At 66.0% G+C, this 16873-nt stretch carries 18 protein-coding genes; 6 read left to right on the top strand and 12 right to left on the bottom strand.

Annotation, left to right across the window (positions count from 1 at the left end; translation table 11 throughout):
- Window positions 1–63: 63 nt before the first annotated feature.
- The 3 genes from J2X70_RS10980 to grxD all read right to left on the bottom strand — a co-directional run bounded on the left by J2X70_RS10980 (window position 64) and on the right by grxD (window position 4623).
- Entirely contained in the window at window positions 64–3300 is a 3237-nt protein-coding gene (locus J2X70_RS10980; RefSeq protein ID WP_032975706.1) for a TonB-dependent receptor, read from the bottom strand.
- A 208-nt stretch (window positions 3301–3508) separates the two neighbouring features.
- Window positions 3509–4306 carry an SDR family NAD(P)-dependent oxidoreductase gene (locus J2X70_RS10975; protein WP_309910319.1) on the bottom strand — a complete coding sequence of 266 codons (798 nt, stop codon included), beginning with the start codon at window positions 4304–4306 and terminating at the stop codon, window positions 3509–3511.
- Window positions 4303–4623, bottom strand: a complete 321-nt coding sequence (grxD, locus tag J2X70_RS10970; RefSeq protein WP_025875264.1) for a Grx4 family monothiol glutaredoxin — start codon at window positions 4621–4623, stop codon at window positions 4303–4305. The genes J2X70_RS10975 and grxD overlap by 4 nt, the downstream gene beginning before the upstream one ends.
- Window positions 4624–4742: 119 nt before the next feature.
- Between grxD and J2X70_RS10965 the strand changes: the two genes are divergently transcribed.
- Window positions 4743–5321: a superoxide dismutase gene (locus J2X70_RS10965; protein WP_032975704.1), complete on the top strand. Its 579-nt coding sequence runs from the start codon at window positions 4743–4745 to the stop codon at window positions 5319–5321.
- A gap of 247 nt (window positions 5322–5568) precedes the next feature.
- Here the strand turns inward: J2X70_RS10965 and J2X70_RS10960 are convergent, their stop codons facing one another.
- Together J2X70_RS10960 and purE are read right to left on the bottom strand one after the other, a co-directional pair.
- Complete coding sequence (locus tag J2X70_RS10960) at window positions 5569–6717, bottom strand: 5-(carboxyamino)imidazole ribonucleotide synthase (protein ID WP_080149295.1); 1149 nt, start codon at window positions 6715–6717, stop codon at window positions 5569–5571.
- On the bottom strand, window positions 6714–7217 hold the full coding sequence (purE, locus tag J2X70_RS10955) for a 5-(carboxyamino)imidazole ribonucleotide mutase (protein WP_025875268.1): 504 nt from the start codon (window positions 7215–7217) through the stop codon (window positions 6714–6716). Before purE ends, J2X70_RS10960 begins: the two co-directional genes overlap by 4 nt.
- A gap of 58 nt (window positions 7218–7275) precedes the next feature.
- Here purE and J2X70_RS10950 point away from each other — a divergent pair, with 58 nt between their 5' ends.
- The 4 genes from J2X70_RS10950 (at window position 7276) to J2X70_RS10935 (ending at window position 9906) form a co-directional block, all read left to right on the top strand.
- Window positions 7276–7545, top strand: coding sequence for a Trm112 family protein (locus tag J2X70_RS10950; RefSeq protein ID WP_025875269.1), 270 nt, complete (start codon window positions 7276–7278; stop codon window positions 7543–7545).
- On the top strand, window positions 7542–8393 hold the full coding sequence (gene nadC, locus J2X70_RS10945; RefSeq protein ID WP_032975701.1) for a carboxylating nicotinate-nucleotide diphosphorylase: 852 nt from the start codon (window positions 7542–7544) through the stop codon (window positions 8391–8393). Before J2X70_RS10950 ends, nadC begins: the two co-directional genes overlap by 4 nt.
- Before the next feature lie 112 nt (window positions 8394–8505).
- The gene (locus J2X70_RS10940) at window positions 8506–9486 is read left to right on the top strand and encodes a DUF2272 domain-containing protein (protein ID WP_080149296.1); all 981 of its coding nucleotides are present in this window, start codon (window positions 8506–8508) and stop codon (window positions 9484–9486) included.
- Between the two features lie 69 nt (window positions 9487–9555).
- Window positions 9556–9906, top strand: coding sequence for a DUF3301 domain-containing protein (locus J2X70_RS10935; RefSeq protein ID WP_025875275.1), 351 nt, complete (start codon window positions 9556–9558; stop codon window positions 9904–9906).
- 37 nt (window positions 9907–9943) lie between these two features.
- On the opposite strand, the gene J2X70_RS10930 is transcribed toward J2X70_RS10935, so the two are convergent.
- The 7 genes from J2X70_RS10930 to J2X70_RS10900 form a co-directional block, all read right to left on the bottom strand.
- A complete protein-coding gene (locus J2X70_RS10930) occupies window positions 9944–10399 on the bottom strand; it encodes a ClpXP protease specificity-enhancing factor (protein WP_025875278.1) in 456 nt (151 codons plus the stop codon).
- Window positions 10400–10483: 84 nt separating this feature from the next.
- A complete protein-coding gene (locus tag J2X70_RS10925) occupies window positions 10484–11119 on the bottom strand; it encodes a glutathione S-transferase N-terminal domain-containing protein (protein WP_025875280.1) in 636 nt (211 codons plus the stop codon).
- Between the two features lie 134 nt (window positions 11120–11253).
- Complete coding sequence (locus J2X70_RS10920; protein ID WP_025875282.1) at window positions 11254–12003, bottom strand: cytochrome c1; 750 nt, start codon at window positions 12001–12003, stop codon at window positions 11254–11256.
- Window positions 11996–13255: a cytochrome bc complex cytochrome b subunit gene (locus J2X70_RS10915; RefSeq protein WP_025875284.1), complete on the bottom strand. Its 1260-nt coding sequence runs from the start codon at window positions 13253–13255 to the stop codon at window positions 11996–11998. Before J2X70_RS10915 ends, J2X70_RS10920 begins: the two co-directional genes overlap by 8 nt.
- The gene (gene petA, locus J2X70_RS10910; protein ID WP_025875286.1) at window positions 13255–13875 is read right to left on the bottom strand and encodes a ubiquinol-cytochrome c reductase iron-sulfur subunit; all 621 of its coding nucleotides are present in this window, start codon (window positions 13873–13875) and stop codon (window positions 13255–13257) included. Before petA ends, J2X70_RS10915 begins: the two co-directional genes overlap by 1 nt.
- 231 nt (window positions 13876–14106) lie before the next feature.
- Window positions 14107–15045 (bottom strand): lytic transglycosylase domain-containing protein, encoded by a 939-nt coding sequence (locus J2X70_RS10905; protein ID WP_093817820.1) that lies wholly within the window; start codon window positions 15043–15045, stop codon window positions 14107–14109.
- Between the two features lie 46 nt (window positions 15046–15091).
- Window positions 15092–16060, bottom strand: coding sequence for a WYL domain-containing protein (locus J2X70_RS10900; protein WP_033830759.1), 969 nt, complete (start codon window positions 16058–16060; stop codon window positions 15092–15094).
- Window positions 16061–16140: 80 nt separating this feature from the next.
- Here J2X70_RS10900 and J2X70_RS10895 point away from each other — a divergent pair, with 80 nt between their 5' ends.
- Complete coding sequence (locus tag J2X70_RS10895) at window positions 16141–16761, top strand: glutathione S-transferase family protein (RefSeq protein WP_025875290.1); 621 nt, start codon at window positions 16141–16143, stop codon at window positions 16759–16761.
- The last annotated feature ends 112 nt before the right edge of the window (window positions 16762–16873 follow it).

The raw sequence follows: 16873 nt of genomic DNA, 5'->3' as shown, positions 1-16873 counted from the left end.
CCTGAACGGGAAACGGCCGGGTTTCCCCGGCCGTTTCCCTTTACTGCATCAGGCTCTGACGGATCAGAACTTGTACTTCAGGGTCAGCTGCATCGACCAGCGCGACACACCGGTGTTGCCCTTGTCGTTGTTGTTTTCCTGGATGGTCGGGGTATCGGTGGCGCCGGTGAAGTTGTAGATGTACTTGCCGGTTGCCGGATCGATACCCGCGTAGCTGGCCACGCGGGAGGTGGAGTTGAAACCGTAATCTTCAATACGGCCCCACTTCTTGTTGAGCAGGTTGCCGACATTCATGATGTCCAGCGCCAGCTCACCCTTGTGCTCCTTCACGAAGCCCGGGAATTCCTGGGCGATGTGCAGGTCGAAGCTGTTCACCCACTTGGTACGGAAGGCGTTTGCCGGAGCAATCTCGCCGCGGTACTTCTCCAGCTGCGGGTTGGCGGCAAGCCAGTCGAAGAAGGCCTTCTCCATCGCCGCACCGCCGGTGAACTTGACGTCGCCCGGGCCATTCGGCACGTAGAACAGGTCGTTGAAGTAACCGGCGCCAGTGGTGGCGGCGGCATCGCCGTTCATGTCGTTGTAGTAGATGTAGCTGAACGGACGACCCGAACGACCTTCGTAGAACAGGCCCACGGTGGTGTTGTAGTTGCCGAAGAACGCCTTCTTCCAGTTGATCGAACCGGTCACGCGGTCCTTGATCGCGTAGCGCGAATCATAGGCCACGTTCTCGTTGGCGGTACCGATCAGGGTGCTGCCCCAGTTGGAGGTGTTCTGCGAGCTGGTCAGCGGGCTGACTTCCTTCGCGGCGGTGTAGGTGTAGGCCAGCGACCAGCCCCAGTTCTCGGTCAGCGGCTTGTTCAGACCGGCGGTGAACTGGCGGCTGCTGCCCTTGTCGGTGTTCTTCATGAGCAGCACGTCGCCCATGTCAGAGGGACGATTGAACTTGCCGCCCGCACCATTGCTGCCTTCACGGATGGAGCAGTTGGCGCCGGCACACGGCACGTAGCCTGCGTCATTCCAGTACAGCTCGCGACCATCCTGGCCGATGCGGGTCGCTGCAACGCCCGAAGCGTTGTACAGGTCCAGGCGCTCGAAGTAGATCGCGCTCTTGACCTTGGTGTACAGGAACTCAGCCGACGCAACGATGCCATACCACGGCAGCTCGTGATCGAAGGCGATGTTGGACTTCCACACCGACGGCAGCTTCAGGTCAGGCGCAGCGATGTCCACGTTCTGACGAGCACCGGCACCCGCAGCCGGGATGTACGGCGGATTGGTGTTCGGGGTGAAAATGCCGGTCTGGTTACGAACGGTGTACTCGGTGTAGTTCAGGCCGGTGTTCTGGTAGGCACCTGCCAGCCACACGTTCGGGGCCGCGCCACCGAACAGGCCCACGCCGCCGCGCAGCTGGGTCGGACGATCGCTGTCGAAGGTGTAGTTGAAGCCGAAGCGCGGCTGCACCAGCTTGCTGTCGGGCAGCTGGGTGTTGTCGTAGCCGTACAGTTCCATGATGCGCGGGTTGTACAGCTTCTGCGTGCCGAAGTCCGGCATGTCGACGCGGACGCCGGCCTGCACGGTCAGGTTGCTGTTGATGGCCCAGCTGTCCTGGATGAACAGACCGGTGTTCTTCAGCGTGTACTTGGCCGGGATGTCGTCGTAGCTGCCGCCGGCGCGCGGCGCACGCACAACGTACTGGTTGACGCGACCTGCAGCGAAATCGCTGAGGTTGTTGAACACATACGCGCCGTTGACGTTACGACCGTAGTAGTTCAGCAGGTCGTTGTCGGAGTAGTCGAAGCCGAACTTGACGGTGTGGTCGCCGACGTACCAGGTGGCGGCACCGAAGGCGCTCAGCTCCTTGCTCTCGACCGCGTTGACGTGCGAGTTCTGCTCGGTACCGAAGTACAGCGAGTCATTGCCGCTGGCGCCAAAACCACGGATCTGGATCTGCGGCAGGCTCGACGGCGTGGTACGGACCGAGGTGTATTCCTTGTGCGAGATCTTGAACTCGGTCGAGAAATTCTCGGACCAGTCGCTGAACAGCTCGCCCATCCAGGATTCATAGGTCTTCGGCTGCTGGTACCAGAAGGTGCTCAGCGAAACCGCGCTGTTGCTGATCTGCGGGAAGCGGACAACATTCTGCTCGAGCTTGTTGTAACGCACCGCGGCACGGTGGTTCTCGTTGATGTTCCAGTCGATCTTCAGCGCGTACTCTTCGACCTCGGTCTTGTTGGCCGGGGCGTTGAGCGAACCTGCGTCGAAGCCGTAACCGGTCGCGATCTGCTGCGCGCGGGTGATGTCGGCATCGGTGATGGTGCCCTTGCCATACGGCGAATCGGTCAGGCTGACGCCCGGGGCCGAACGCTCCATCTTTTCGTAGTTGGCGAAGAAGAACAGCTTGTCCTTGACGATCGGGCCGCCGAAGGTCATGCCGTAGGTCTTTTCGTCATCAAAACCGTTGAAGCGGACATCGTCCAGGTTCTTGCGGACCATGTCCTTGTCGCGGTACGCGTAATACACGGTGCCGCCGAAGTTGTTGGTACCCGACTTGGTCACCGCATTGATCACCGCGCCCGTACCGCCGGCAATGGTGGTGTCGTAGTTGGCGATGTCGATGTTGATTTCCTGGATCGCATCCATCGACACCGGCTGACGCTCGGTCGGCAGGTTGTTGGATTCCAGGCCGAACGGATCGCCGGCACCGATGCCATCGATGCGGATCGCGTTGTAACGGGTGTTCTGGCCACCGACCGAGATCGCACCGTCGGCCTTGCTGACCTGCGAGATGCGCGGATCGAGGCGGATGTAATCCTGGATGTTGCGGTTCACCGACGGCAGCGACTCCAGCGTTTCGCGGTTGACGTTGGTGCCGGTGCCCATCTTGTAGGCGCTGAACAGGTCGCTGCCCACTGCGGCAGCCACGACCTGGACGGCATCCAGATTGGTGGCGGCGACATCGCCGGCCAGGTTGGCGTTGACCGTGTTGACCTGGTTCAGGTTGAGGTACACGCCCTCTTCGGTCTTGGTGCCCTCACCCGGCTTGGTGATGGTGATGGTGTACGGACCACCCACGCGCAGGCCGCGCGCGTTGTAACGACCCGACGCATCGGTGGTCGCACGCGAAACGGTGCCCGATTCGGTGTGGGTGATGGTGACTTCAGCACCAGCAACAGGCGCGCCCGCATTGGACACGACCTGGCCGCCGACACCGGCAGAGGTGCTCTGGGCGAAGGCGGGAGCGGCGGCGAGCGCAGCCACGAGACCAAGGGTGAGCTTGGACATCCGGAATGGGTGAGTCATTGTTCGGTAGCCTCGATGCGAGTTGGCGATGGCGGAAAAAAAGCGCATCCAAGCAGCCTTGCGGGCGGCTGTTCGGACATTTATCTGGGGTTCCCTACCGTGAACGGCAGCTGCCGCAACGGTTAACACTAGATTAACACGCTACGCTTTCAATGTGACGGTTGTGCGACAAACGGCACCGGATCGCAACGCTATCGTGACGGAATCTTCATTCCGCTTTACGAACGTCTTCACTCGTCGATGGCGGATTGCCCGCATCGAGCACCTGCCCGCGCCACGCCAGTCCGGCAGCGGACAACAGGGTCACGGCCGCTGCAGCGGCGGCCTCGGGGCCGCATGCGGCCGGGTCCTGGTCGATCGAATAGGCCCGCGCACGCAGGGCGGTACGCAAGGGGCCGGGATACAGGCCACTCACCCGCACCGGGCTGCGGGCCAGCTCGTCATGCAGGCTGCCGATCAGCCCGCGCAGGCCGTGCTGGGCGACACCGTAGCCGCCCCAGTACGCCTGCCCCACCCGCTCAGAGGCATCCACGGTGAATACCAGCGCCGCGTCTTCACGCTGGCGCAGCAACGGCAGGCAGGCCTGGGCCAGCCAGGCCGGAGCGGTCAGGGTGACGTGCACGGCGCGGGCGAAGCTGGCCGGGTCGGCCAGCTCGAACGGGGTCAGGCCGGGAAAGTGGGCCGCGCAGACCAGCAGGCCATCAAGGCGCCCCAGCTCCTGCGCAACCGCCTGGGCCAGTTCGGCATAGTCGTCGGGACCGGCACCTTCCAGGTCCAACGGGTACAACAGGGGCTCCGGCCCAACCGCCTGCACCTGGGCGTAGACCCGGTCCAGCCTTCGTGGCTTGCGCCCCAGCAGGACCACGGTCGCCCCCGCCTCGGCGGCAGCCACGGCGGCGGCACTCCCCAGCCCACCACCGGCGCCGACAACGAGCACTACGCGATCCTGCAATGGGCGGCCATCAAGCGCCCCGTCTGCCGGTGACGTCGATGGCCAGGCGCTCATCCCTGCGCAGCCTCTTCGACGATGCGCTTGAGCTCGCCGGCTTCGAACAGTTCCATGACGATGTCGCAGCCGCCGATCAACTCACCGTTGATGAACAGCTGCGGGAAAGTGGGCAGATTGGAGAAGCGCGGCAGATTGGCGCGGATCTCCGGCTCTTCCAGCACATTGACCGTGCGCAGTGCGACGGCGCCTGCGGCCATCAAGGCCTGCACGGCGCGGCTGGAGTAGCCGCACATGGGGTATTGCGGGGTGCCCTTCATGAACAGCACGAGCGGGTAACGATCCACCTCGGCCTGGATTTGCTGCATTACCGCCACACCTCACTCCTTGCTTCGCCGGACAAACCAACCGCGATGGTCGGCTAGACTGCCCACGGTAGCTCCCATTGTAAGCCGATGGTACCGGCTGCCGCCGCCCCCTGGCCACGAACCTGTCCATGCCCGTCGAACTGCCCGCCCTGCCCTACCTGCCCTCGTCCCTGCAGCCGCACCTGTCGGCACAGACCGTGGAACTGCATCACGGTCGCCACCATCGCGCCTACATCGAGGCGGTCAATGCCGCCATTGTCGGCACCGAATGGGAAGAAGCCACACTGGAGGACATTGTCCGCCACGCCCAGGGCGCGCTGTTCGATGCCGCCGCCCAGGCGTGGAACCACGGCTTCTACTGGCAATGCCTGCGCCCGCGCGGCGGTGGCGAGCCGCAGGGCCGCCTGGGCGAACTGGTCAAGCGCCAGTTCGGCGACGGCCAGCGTCTGCGCGAAGAGTTCAATCGAACCGCGCTTGGCCTGTTCGGCTCCGGCTGGGTGTGGCTGGTGCAGCACCCCGGCGGGCAGCTCGGCCTGCAGGCCACCCGCAATGCGGGTACGCCGCTGACCGGCGACAGCACGCCGCTGCTCTGCTGCGATGTCTGGGAGCACGCGTACTACACCGACTACCAGAATGATCGTGCACGCTATCTGGAAGCATTCTGGCAACTGGTGAACTGGGAATTCGCCGAGAGCCAGCTGCGCTGAGACCGACGGGCATCCGTATCCGCCGGGCATGGCCCGGCGCTACCGGCATCACGCCTGGCCGTGGTGGATGCCCATCCTGGTCGGCCCCGCTCTGGTAAATGCCCACCTTGGTGGGCCCTGCTCTGGTAGATGCCCACCTTGGTGGGCGTTGCTCTGGTAGATGCCCACCTTGGTGGGCGTCGCCGGCCAGCGGCCGGCACTACCGGGTTCAGCGGCGCCTGCCGGCCGACGGCCGGCAGGCCTTCGGTCAGCCGTTACGCAGCGCGTGTACCGCAGGGGCCACCTGGGCCTGGCGGTCGAGCTCCAGGCCTACCTGCTCCAGCGCATCAGCCAGTGCATCGGCATCATCATCACGCAGGGTGGCGTGACCCACCTTGCGGCCGTCACGCGATTCCTTGCCGTAATCGTGCCAATGGCCACTGGCCTGCTGCAGCACCGGCGTCGGGTCGGGCATTGCCCCCAGCCAGTTCAGCATGCAGGCATGGCCGAGCATGCGGGTACTGCCCAGCGGCAGGCCGAGCACCGCACGCAGGTGGTTCTCGAACTGGGAGGTTTCGCTGCCTTCGATGGTCCAGTGCCCGGAATTGTGCACGCGCGGCGCCATCTCGTTGGCCAGCAGTTCACCGTCGCGGCAGAACAGTTCCAGCGCGAACACACCCACGTACTGCAGGTGTTCGGCAACACGACGGGCATAGCCGATCGCTGCTTCGTGCTCGACAGCGGACAGCACCGCCGGTGCCACGCTGGCCGACAGCACGCCGTCGACATGCCAGTTGCCGGTGACCGGCCAAGCCTGGAAGCTGCCATCGCGGCCGCGCACGGCCACCACGCTGACTTCGCGCTGGAAGGCAACAAAGCCCTCGAGGATCAGGCCGGTGCGCTCGACCTGCGCCCCCAGGGCCTGCCATGCCGCATCGATGTCCGCTTCGCTGCGCAGGCGGAACTGGCCCTTGCCGTCGTAGCCCAGGCGGCGGGTCTTGAGGATGCACGGCAGGCCGAATTCGGCGGCCCTGGCAGCCAGCTCATCGCGGCTGCGGATATCGGCGAAGGCCGGCAGCGGAATGCCCAGCTGCTGGAACAGGGTCTTCTCGCTCAACCGGTCCTGGGCCACCGCCAGCGCCGACGGCGGCGGGTAGACCGGCACACGGTCGGCCAGCCATTGCGCGCTGTCCGCCGGCACGTTCTCGAAATCGAAGGTGATCACATCGACTTTGGCGGCGAAGTCAGCCAGTGCCTGGCGATCATCGAAGGCACCGACGGTGAGCGGTGCCAGCGGGCCACTGCAGGCGTCGGCCGCCGGATCATACAGTTCGAAGCGCAGTCCCAGCGGCGCACCGGCCAGGACCATCATGCGGGCGAGCTGGCCGCCGCCGAGGATGCCGACGGTCAGGCTCATTGGCGCGGATCGTCGTGGGCCATCACGTCTTCGGTCTGGCGCGCGCGGAAGCTGTCCAGCGCCTGGCCGATGGCCGGCTGGTCGCTGGCCAGCATCGCGGCGGCAAACAGTGCGGCATTGGACGCACCGGCATTGCCGATGGCGAAGGTGGCGACCGGGATGCCGGCCGGCATCTGCACGATCGACAGCAGCGAATCCATGCCGTTGAGGGCCTTGGACTGCACCGGCACGCCCAGCACCGGCACCGCGGTCTTGGCCGCGATCATGCCCGGCAGATGCGCGGCACCGCCGGCGCCGGCGATGATCGCGCGCAGCCCGCGCGAACCGGCCTGCTCGGCATAACTGAACAACACATCCGGCGTCCGATGCGCGGACACCACCTTCACTTCGAACGGAACACCCAGAGCTTCAAGCTTCTGGGCGGCGTGCTGCATGGTTTCCCAGTCGGAGCGGGAACCCATGACGATGCCGACAAGCGGCGCGATCGGGTTGGGGGTCATTGGCCGTCACCTGCCTTAAAGACGTATTCTAGCCATCTTCCACGCAAGACGAAGAACCATGGATCGCAAGCTGCTCGACCTGCTGGTATCGCCCGACACCCGCCAGCCCCTGTCCCTGCTGGATGGCAAGGGCCTGGAAGCCCTCAACCGGGCGATCGCCGCCGGTTCCGTCAACCGCGCCGATGGCAACCCGCTGGCGCAGCCGCTGCGCGAAGCCCTGGTCACCCGCGACCGCAAGCAGGTGTTCCGCGTCGACGACGGCATCCCGGTGCTGCTGGCCGAAGAAGCCATCCCGACCGCACAGATCGCCGACTTCCCGGCCGCATGAGCGCGCTGCCGACGCCGGATCCAGCCGTCGTCGCGGCCGATGTCGCCCGCGCGTTGGCCGAGGACCTGGGCAGCGGTGACGTCACCGCCGCCCTGCTGCCCGATCAGCCCGACAGCGCCTACCTGCTGTGCAAGCAGGATGCGGTGATCGCAGGCCGTGCGTGGTTCGATGCCACCCATCGCGCACTCGATGCGGACGTACAGATCGAGTGGCGGGTGGCCGAAGGCGACAGCGTCAGCGCCGGCACCGTGCTGGCCCTGCTGCATGGGCGCAGCCGCAGCCTGGTCAGCGCCGAACGCACCTCGCTGAATTTCCTGCAGACCCTGTCCGGCACGGCCACCACCACGGCCCGCTACGTGGCTGCGGTGGAAGGTACAGGCACGCGCATCCTTGATACCCGCAAGACTCTGCCCGGCCTGCGCCTGGCGCAGAAATACGCGGTGCGGTGCGGGGGTGGCGACAACCACCGCTTCGGCCTGTACGACACGGTGATGCTGAAGGAGAACCACATCCGCGCGGCCGGTTCACTGGCTGCCGCTGTGTCGGCCGCCCGCCAGCAATGGCCACAGCTGCCGCTGGTGGTCGAGGTCGAGGACCTGGAACAGCTGCGGCAGGCGCTGGAAGCCGGCTGTGAACGCATCCTCCTGGACGACTTCAGCCCGGAACTGCGGCGCGAAGCGGTGCGCATCACCGAAGGCCGCATTCCACTGGAGGTGTCCGGCAGCGTCGGCCTCGGCGGCCTGCGCTCGATCGCCGAAGATGGGGTGGACTGCATTTCCATCGGCGGCCTGACCAAACACGTGCAGGCAATCGACCTGTCGTTGAAACTGGGTCCGCCACCGGGTTGAGGGTGGATTCGCGGGTCGTGATGTTGCCGGCCAACGGCCGGCACTACCGTTCTCACACCCGGCGTTCACAACGGCGCTGCGACGCTGCGGCCATCCCCCACAGGAGCCGCGCATGCGCCGGATGCTCTTGCCTGCCTGCCTGCTGCTGGCCGCGTCGCCTTTCTCGGCCGCCGCTGCCGAAGCCTGCGATGTCCCACCGCGTTTCGGCCTGAGCCCATTGGCGGTCGCCATCCGCAACACCGCCTGCAACGAGCATCGGCTCTGGTATCGCCCCTTCATCGACCGCGACGGCCGCGCCGCCAGCCTCAGTGTCACCGAGGCCGAAGGCGATCATCTGGCCGACAACGGCCTGATCGCCTGGCAACGGGTCACCAGCTACTGGCGCGAAAGCGGCACGCTCAACGCGCTGGGCAGCCAGCCCGGCGCCAGCAGCTGCCTGGCGCCGCTGGGCACGCGTTACACCGACAGCGATTGCCGCGCCTTCCTGATCGACAATCCGTGGTCGGCGGCCTTCATTTCCTGGGTGATGGTGCGTGCCGGCGTACCCGGCTTCAATACTTCCCCACGCCATATCGACTACATCCGCGCCGCCTACCAGGCGGGCCCTTCCGGCGTGCCCTACCGCCTGGTGGACCCGGCCACCGCCAAGCCTGCGCCGGGCGATCTGCTGTGCTTCCTGCGCGACCGCAGCAGCACGCTCAGTTACAGCGGATTGGTGCAGGCCCTGGGCAACGGCTCGGTCGGCCATTGGAAATCGCATTGCGAAGTGGTGGTGGCAGCCAACCTCGGTGGCGACCAGACGCTCTACCTGGTGGGCGGCAATGTCATGAACACCGTGGCGATGCGCCTGCTGCAACTGGATCGCACCGGCACGATCAAGCTGCCGCCGCCGCGCGAGCGCGACACCACCGGCATCGACCCGACCTGCACACCGGGCCGTGAGGACGAATGCAGCTTCAACCGGCAGGATTGGGCCGCGCTGCTGCAGTTGAATGCCACTGCGCCGCGGGTCGCACCGCTTCCGCCGGCGATACCCGCTGCGCCGACACCGGTGCCGCTGCAGCCGACAACGGAGCCTGGCAACAATCGCTGAGCAGATGCCGCTTGATCCGGTCGCCATTCGTCGCCATCTTTGGCGGATCGACACCTGACGGCTGATGCCATGCCCACCCTGCTGTTCCTGCTCATTGCCGGCGGTATCGTCTACTTCTTCTGGAACGCAGCGCGTTCGGCCGCCGAACGTGCAATCGAGCTGGGCCGCAACGCCTGCCGTGCCGCCGATGTGCAGTGGCTGGACCAGGCGGTGCACGCCACGGGCCTGCGCTTGTCGCGCGGGGAAGACGGACGCCTCGGCTTCGAACGCACCTTCAAGTTCGAGTATTCCTACGACGGCATCGATCGCCATGTCGGCCGCATGGTGCTGCGCGGCGACCAGCTGGTTTCATTTACCGGCCCGGGCGCGGCACGGATCAGCCAGATCCGTGCGGACAACGAAGAGGCCGAGGATGTGTAGGGGCTGAAGGTGTGCCGACCAACGGTCGGCCCCACCATTACTTGACCACGCGCAGCGTCGGACGGCCTTTCGGCGGCGGACCAGCGGGCGGCGTGTCGTCCGGCGGCGTCTGCTCATCGTCGTGCAGCAGCTCATCACTGGCCGGCGCCGGCTCGCCACCGGGAATGTCATCCGGCAGGGCCATGCCCTGCCCGGTTTCGCGGGCATATACCGCCAGTACGGCGCTGATCGGCACCTGCACCGGATAGCTGGTGCCGGAGAAGCGCGCCGAGAAGCTCACCGACTCGTTATCGATGACCAGCCGTACCACCGCGCGTTCGGCGATGTTGAGCACCACCCGGCCATCCTTGATGGCTGAAGGCGGAACCTGCACGCCGGGAACGCCGGCGTCGACCAGGATGTGCGGCGTCAGCTGGTTGTCATTGATCCATTCCACCAGGGCCCGCAACAGGTACGGTCGGTGGCTGGTCATGTGGAAGAAGTCTTCGGTCATGCGTGAAGTGTAGCGCCCGACGCCCCGGCCGGGGCGGATCGCCTGCACGCCGGTCGGCGTGCAGACGGGAAAGCGGATGGCGGATCAGCCCGGCAGATCGCGCAGTTTCTTTTCCTGATCGGTCAGGCTGCGGACGAAACCGGGGTGGCGGAAGATCCGGTTGCCATAGTCCTCGATCGCCTTGCCGTCCTTCGGCAACGGCACATCCAGCGACTGCAGACGCCAGATGATCGGCGCCATCGCGCAGTCGGCCAGGCTCATTTCCGGGTTGAGGAAGAACTTGCTGGCCTTGAACAACGGCAGCGAGGCCGTCAACAGTTCCTTCAGCCGCTTGCGCCCTGCCTCGGCCTGGGTCTTGTTGCCCAGCTGGATCGCCTGCACCTGCGGCACCCAGTCGTGCTCGATACGCAGCATGGCCAGGCGGATGCGCGCGCGCGACAGCGGGTCGACCGGCATCAGCGGCGGATGCGGATAGCGCTCGTCCAGATACTCGCTGACCACCGACGCGGCATACAGCACCAGCTCGCGCTCGACCAGGGTCGGCACCGAGTGGTACGGATTGAGATCGATCAGATCTTCCGGCGGGTTCTGTGGATCCACCGGTACGAAGTCGAAACTCACGCCCTTGGCCGCCAGCACCAGGCGCACACGGTGGCACAGTACATCGTCGTTCGAGGAAAACAGCGTCAGTGTATTGCGCATGCGTACGCTCGCCGCCATCAAAGGCTCTCCTACGACAGGAGACCGCCTGCCGTATCGGCGCCGCCAGCACCGTGCTGACGGTCGACTCCTCCCCGAGTGTGCAACCGACCATCACAAAAGCCAATAGGCCCGTTGCGATGGCCGGCCCTGGATCAGTGCACGTCCTTCCAGTATTCCTTCTTCAACAGGTACACCAGGAAGGTCAGCAGGGCCAGGAACAGGATCACCCAGACACCGAGCTGCTGCCGCTTCAGCGCGGCCGGCTCGCCGGCGTATTCAAGGAAGTTGGTGATGTCGCGCACGGCCTGGTCGTACTGCGCCGCATCGACCGAACCCGGGCTTTCGATGCGCAGGCCCGTCACCGGCGGGTCCATGCCCGCTGCTTCGGCCTTGCCATGTACCGCATGCTGCAGGCCCTGCATCTCCCACAACGGATTGGGCATGGATGCGTTGGCGAACAGCGCATTGTTCCAGCCCAGCGGGCGGCTGCTGTCCAGGTAGAACGACTTCAGGTAGGTGTAGATCCAGTCGCTGCCGCGCACCCGGGAAATCAGGCTCAGGTCCGGCGGCATCTTGCCGAACCACTTTTCGGCCTGCTCCTTGGGCATCGCCACCGGCACCGGATCGCCGATCGCCGAGCCGGTGAAGTTGAGGTTGTTCATCACCTCTTCCTCGCTCAGCCCCAGGTCCTCGCCCATCCGCGAATAGCGCAGGTACTTCAGTGCATGACAGCCACTGCAGTAGTTCATGTACAACTGGGCGCCGCGCTGCAGCGACGCCCGGTCACCCAGGTCGTTACCGGCCTGCAGGAGCTTGGTGCCGCCCTCGGCGGCCATGGCCAGGGTACTGCCCAGCATCAGGGCGGCCGCCAGGGCCAGCCGGACCATCCAGCGCTCAGTCATGCGTGGTCACCCTTTCCGGTACCGGCTTGGTCTTGTCCAGCCTTGTCCATATCGGCATGGTGATGAAGAAGGCGAAGTACAGGAAGGTCAGCACCCGCCCGACATAGGTCTCGTGTGCATCGGTACCAGGACCGGAACCGATCACCATCAGCCACGCAAAGCACACCACGAACATGCCCAGCAGGCCGCGCGACAGCCAGCCGCGGTAGCGGTAGGACTTGACCTTGGCCCGGTCCAGCCAGGGCACCAGGAACAGGATGGCGATGGCCGAGAACATCACGATCACGCCACCCAGTTTGTTCGGCACCACCCGCAACATCGCGTAGTACGGCGTGTAGTACCAGACCGGCTTGATGTGCTCGGGGGTGACCAGGCGATTGGCTTCGGTGAAGTTGTCGTGTTCCAGGAACAGGCCACCGAAGGCCGGTGCGAAGAAGATGATGAAGGCCGCGATGATCAGCAGGAAGCCCGCACCGACGCCGTCCTTGAGTGTGTAGTAGGGATGGAACGGGATGCCGTCGGTCGGCGCGTTCGGCGACCAGCGGTTGCCCTTCGGGCCCTTCTTGATCTCCACGCCATCGGGATTGTTCGATCCCACTTCATGCAGCGCGCCCAGGTGCAGCACCACCAGCAGCAGCAGGACCAGCGGCAGCGCGATCACGTGCAGTGCGAAGAACCGGTTGAGCGTGGCGTCGCTGGGCAGGTAATCGCCCATGATCCATTCGGTCAGGCCGTTGCCGATCACCGGAATGGCGCCGAACAGCGAGATGATCACCTTGGCGCCCCAGAACGACATCTGGCCCCACGGCAGCACGTAGCCCATGAAGGCTTCGGCCATCAACACCAGGTAGATCAGCATGCCCAGGATCCACACCAGTTCGCGTGGCTTCTGGTAGCTGCCGTACAGCAGCCCGCGGAACATGTGCAGGTAGACCACGATGAAGAACAGCGAGGCACCGGTGGAGTGCATGTAGCGGATCAGCCAGCCCCACTCCACGTCACGCATGATGTATTCGATGGAGGCGAATGCTTCGGCGGCATTCGTCTTGTAGTGCATGGTCAGGAAGATGCCGGTGACGATCTGGTTGACCAGCACCAGCAGCGCCAGCGAGCCGAAGTAGTACCAGATGTTGAAGTTCTTCGGCGCGTAGTACTCGCTGACGTGCTTGCGGTAGATCGGCATCAACCCCGGCGCGCGGGCATTGACCCAGTCGGCCACGCCGGTGGCGGTACGGCTGAGGATGTTGGACATCAGGCAGCCCCCTGCGGATCGACACCGATGATGATGGTGTTGTCGTCCTGGTAGTGGTGCGCGGGCACCTTCAGGTTGATGGGTGCGGGCACGTCCTTGAAGACGCGGCCGGACATGTCGAAGCGCGACTTGTGGCAGGGGCAGAAATAGCCGCCCTTCCATTGGGGGTCGTAGGGCTCGGGGCGGATTTCACCCACCATTTCCGGCGAACAGCCCAGGTGCGTGCAGAGACCGACCAGCACCGAGATCTCGGGCTTGATCGAGCGCAGCTCCGGGTTCTGCTTGAGCACGTACTCCGGCTGCTGGTCCTTCTCGCCGGACTCGGGGTCCTTCAAGCGGCCATCCAGCCCATGCAGCGCGTCAAGGATCGCCTTGGACCGTTTGACGATCCAGATCGGCTGGCCACGCCATTCCACGATCAGGCGTTGGCCTTCCTGCAGGGCGCTGATGTCGGCCACCACCGGTGCGCCGGCAAGCTTGGCGCGGGCACTGGGGTTCCAGGATTTGATGAAAGGAACAGCGGTGAATCCGACGCCGACGGCGCCCACCACGGCTGTGGTGGCAGTAAGAAAACGCCGACGTCCGGTGTTGACTGGATCGTGTACCCCATCGTTGGCCATCCGGCACTCCGATATTGATTAGGTAGCTTTAAGGCTGCCAGCGGTTCCGGTGGGGGCCAGAGCCGCATTGAATCTCGGTCGAGTGTAGCGGAACCGTTGCGCGCCACACAACGCATTGCAACAACATAGTTTGCGGGGTTGCCGGCCAGCGGCCGGCACTACCTGTTAACGGTGTGCCGACTGACAGTCGGCACCTACCTGTTCAAAGGTGTGCCGGCCAACGGTCGGCACCTACTGCTTGGTCAGGGCGGTGCGATAGCGCTCGGCCAGCTGGCCGACCCGGCGCACGTAATACTGGGTCTCGCTGTAGGGCGGCACGCCGCGATGGCGATCGACCGCGCCCTCGCCTGCGTTGTAGCCGGCAGCCGCCAACGTCAGATCACCGTTAAAGCGCTTCAGCAACCACGCCAGATACTGCACACCGCCACGGATGTTCTGCCCCGCGTCGTAGGAATCGCTGACGCCGAAGCGCGCGGCGGTGGGCGGCATCAGCTGCATCAGGCCCTGGGCGCCGGCACGGCTGAGTGCGGTCGGGTTGTAGGCCGACTCGGCATGGATGATCGCGCGTACCACGGCCTCTTCCACCCCGAATTCGCGTGCGGCCGAGGTGATCTCGCTCTGGAAGGCCGTGGTGTTCAGGCGCACGCTGCCGAAATCGACGCGCGGATTGACCCCGCAGGCGTAACAGCGCTCCATGAAGCTGTAGCGGATGGTCCGCACCGGGCCGAGGTTGGCGACCTGGGTCGGGCGTGCGCTGGTGTAGTGGCGCACCCCGTCCTGCATGTACGAATAGACCTGTCCGCTGACCATCCTGCCGCCGCGTGGACTGGCCGGCGTAGAGGTCGTTGCGGGTGCCGGGGTCGCTGCGACAGCGGGACTGGCCGCAGCGGCGGCGACCGCGACCGGATTACGCTCGGCGCTGGCCACCACTGCAGCAGGTGCCGCAGGTGCTGGTAGCGGCGCCGGCGCCGGTGTGGCAACGGGAGCACGCGCTGCCCTGCCCGCGCTGCGGGTGTAGCTGATGGTGCTGCATTGGGCACCGGCCACCCGCTTGCTGACATAGCTGGTGACACCGTCGGCGCCGAGGCACTTGTACAGGGTACCGGCGCTGGCCGGCGCAGCGGTCAGCGCAGCGATGATGATCGCCGTTATCCCCAGTCTCCCCTTCATGGCCGCGAGTGTCCCAGCTTCGCTGCGGCTTGCCAAGGGCGCCGGCTCAGACCGTGACGGCGGGCACGGCCAGGACCTGGCCAAGCCCGGCCAGGCGCTGGGCCAGTTCCTCGCGCAGCTCGGCCGGCGTGGTCCACACCGCCACCGGCAGGCGATCCAGGCTGAGGATCTGCGCCAGCATCATGCCGCGGCTCTCCGCGCCCATCCGCAACAGGCAATGTTCTGGCCCGTCGGCCTCCAGCACACCGCACCAGGGCGGAATGCGCCCGGTCAGCTCCGCCTCGCTGCCAGCCAGGCGCAGGACGGCCTGCAGCGCGAACGGCGCCTGGCTGACCGCCTGCCGCACCATCACATCCGGTGGCGCCGGAGTGCGCCGATGCAGGCCAGGCTCTGGCAGCGGACGCACTGCGCCCATCCTGTCCACGCGCAGCGTGCGCCAATCCTGCCGCCCCAGGTCCCAGGCCAGCAGATACCAGCGCCGTCCGTAGTTGACCAGGTGCTGGGCCTCGACTTCCCGTTGCGTCACCGCGTCCTGCGCGCTGCGGTATTCGAAGGCCAGCCGCGCGGCCTGCCGGCAATGCTGGGCCAGCCGCCCGAGCAGGCGCGCGTCGGTGGACGGCAGGTCGGAGAGGGTTGCGGTGGCGGCATGTACTTCGCCGGCCTGCTGGCGGCGGCGCGCCGGCACCAGCGGGTCGAGCTTGGACAGCAGGCCGCGTGCGGTGTCGTCGATGCCGGACACCGTGGCCGACGCCGCGCGCAGGGCAATCGCCAGTGTGGTGGCCTCCTCCTCATCCAGCAGCATCGGCAGCACCGGCGCACCGGCGCCCAGCCGGTAGCCGCCACCTACACCGGCCGAGGCCTGTACCGGATACCCCAGCTCACGCAGGCGCTCGACATCGCGACGGATGCTGCGCCGATCCACGCCCATGCGCTCGGCCAGCTCGGCGCCGGACCAGTGACGGCGGGCCTGCAGCAGGGAAATCAGGCGAAGCAGGCGATGGGCGGTATGGCGCATGACGGATCGCGGACAGAAGTCGTCCGCAATTGTGCCCCAGCATGGGCCCCACTTCACCACCACCTGCAGGGAGCAATGCCATGACGTCACGCCAGATCACCCTCTACCACGCCGCCCGTTCACGCTCGAGCGGCGCTGTCGCCCTGCTCGAAGCGCTGGGCGCCGACTACCGCATGCAGGTGCTGGACCTGAAGGCCGGTGCCAACCTGGCCCCGGCCTATCTGGCGATCAACCCGATGGGCAAGGTGCCGGCCATCGTCCACAACGGCGCCCTGGTGACCGAGCAGGTGGCGATCTATCTGTACCTGGCCGACCTGTACCCGGAAGCCGGGCTGGCACCGCCGATCGGCGACGCCCTGCGCGGCCCTTACCTGCGCTGGATGGCCTTCTATGGCGCCTGTTTCGAGCCGGCGATGATCGACCGGGCGATGCGCCGCGATCCGCCGCCGCATGCGATGTCGCCCTACAACGATGCCGATACGGTGCTGCAGGTGATCGAAGCGCAGCTCGCGCAGGGACCGTACCTGCTGGGCGAGGTGATGAGTGCGGCCGACGTGCTGTGGGGCAATGCGCTGGCATGGACCAGTGCGTTCGGCCTGGTGCAGCCAGCACCGGCGACGGCCGCCTACATCGATCGGATGAGCGCGATGACCGCGTTTGATCGTTCGCGGCAGATCGATGCGGAGCTGATCGCGGCGTGAGGGCACCCGGCCCGGCGCTACCGAACGGGACGGGATGCAGGTAGCGCGGGGCCATGCCCCGCGAGCGCCCAGTGCGGCGCCGCTGGCGTTGCGCCGGGCGCACGCCCTGGGA

It is taken from the genome of Stenotrophomonas sp. 1337 (assembly GCF_031455455.1).
Lineage (GTDB): Bacteria > Pseudomonadota > Gammaproteobacteria > Xanthomonadales > Xanthomonadaceae > Stenotrophomonas > Stenotrophomonas indicatrix.
This window is presented reverse-complemented; position numbering and strand designations above follow the sequence as displayed.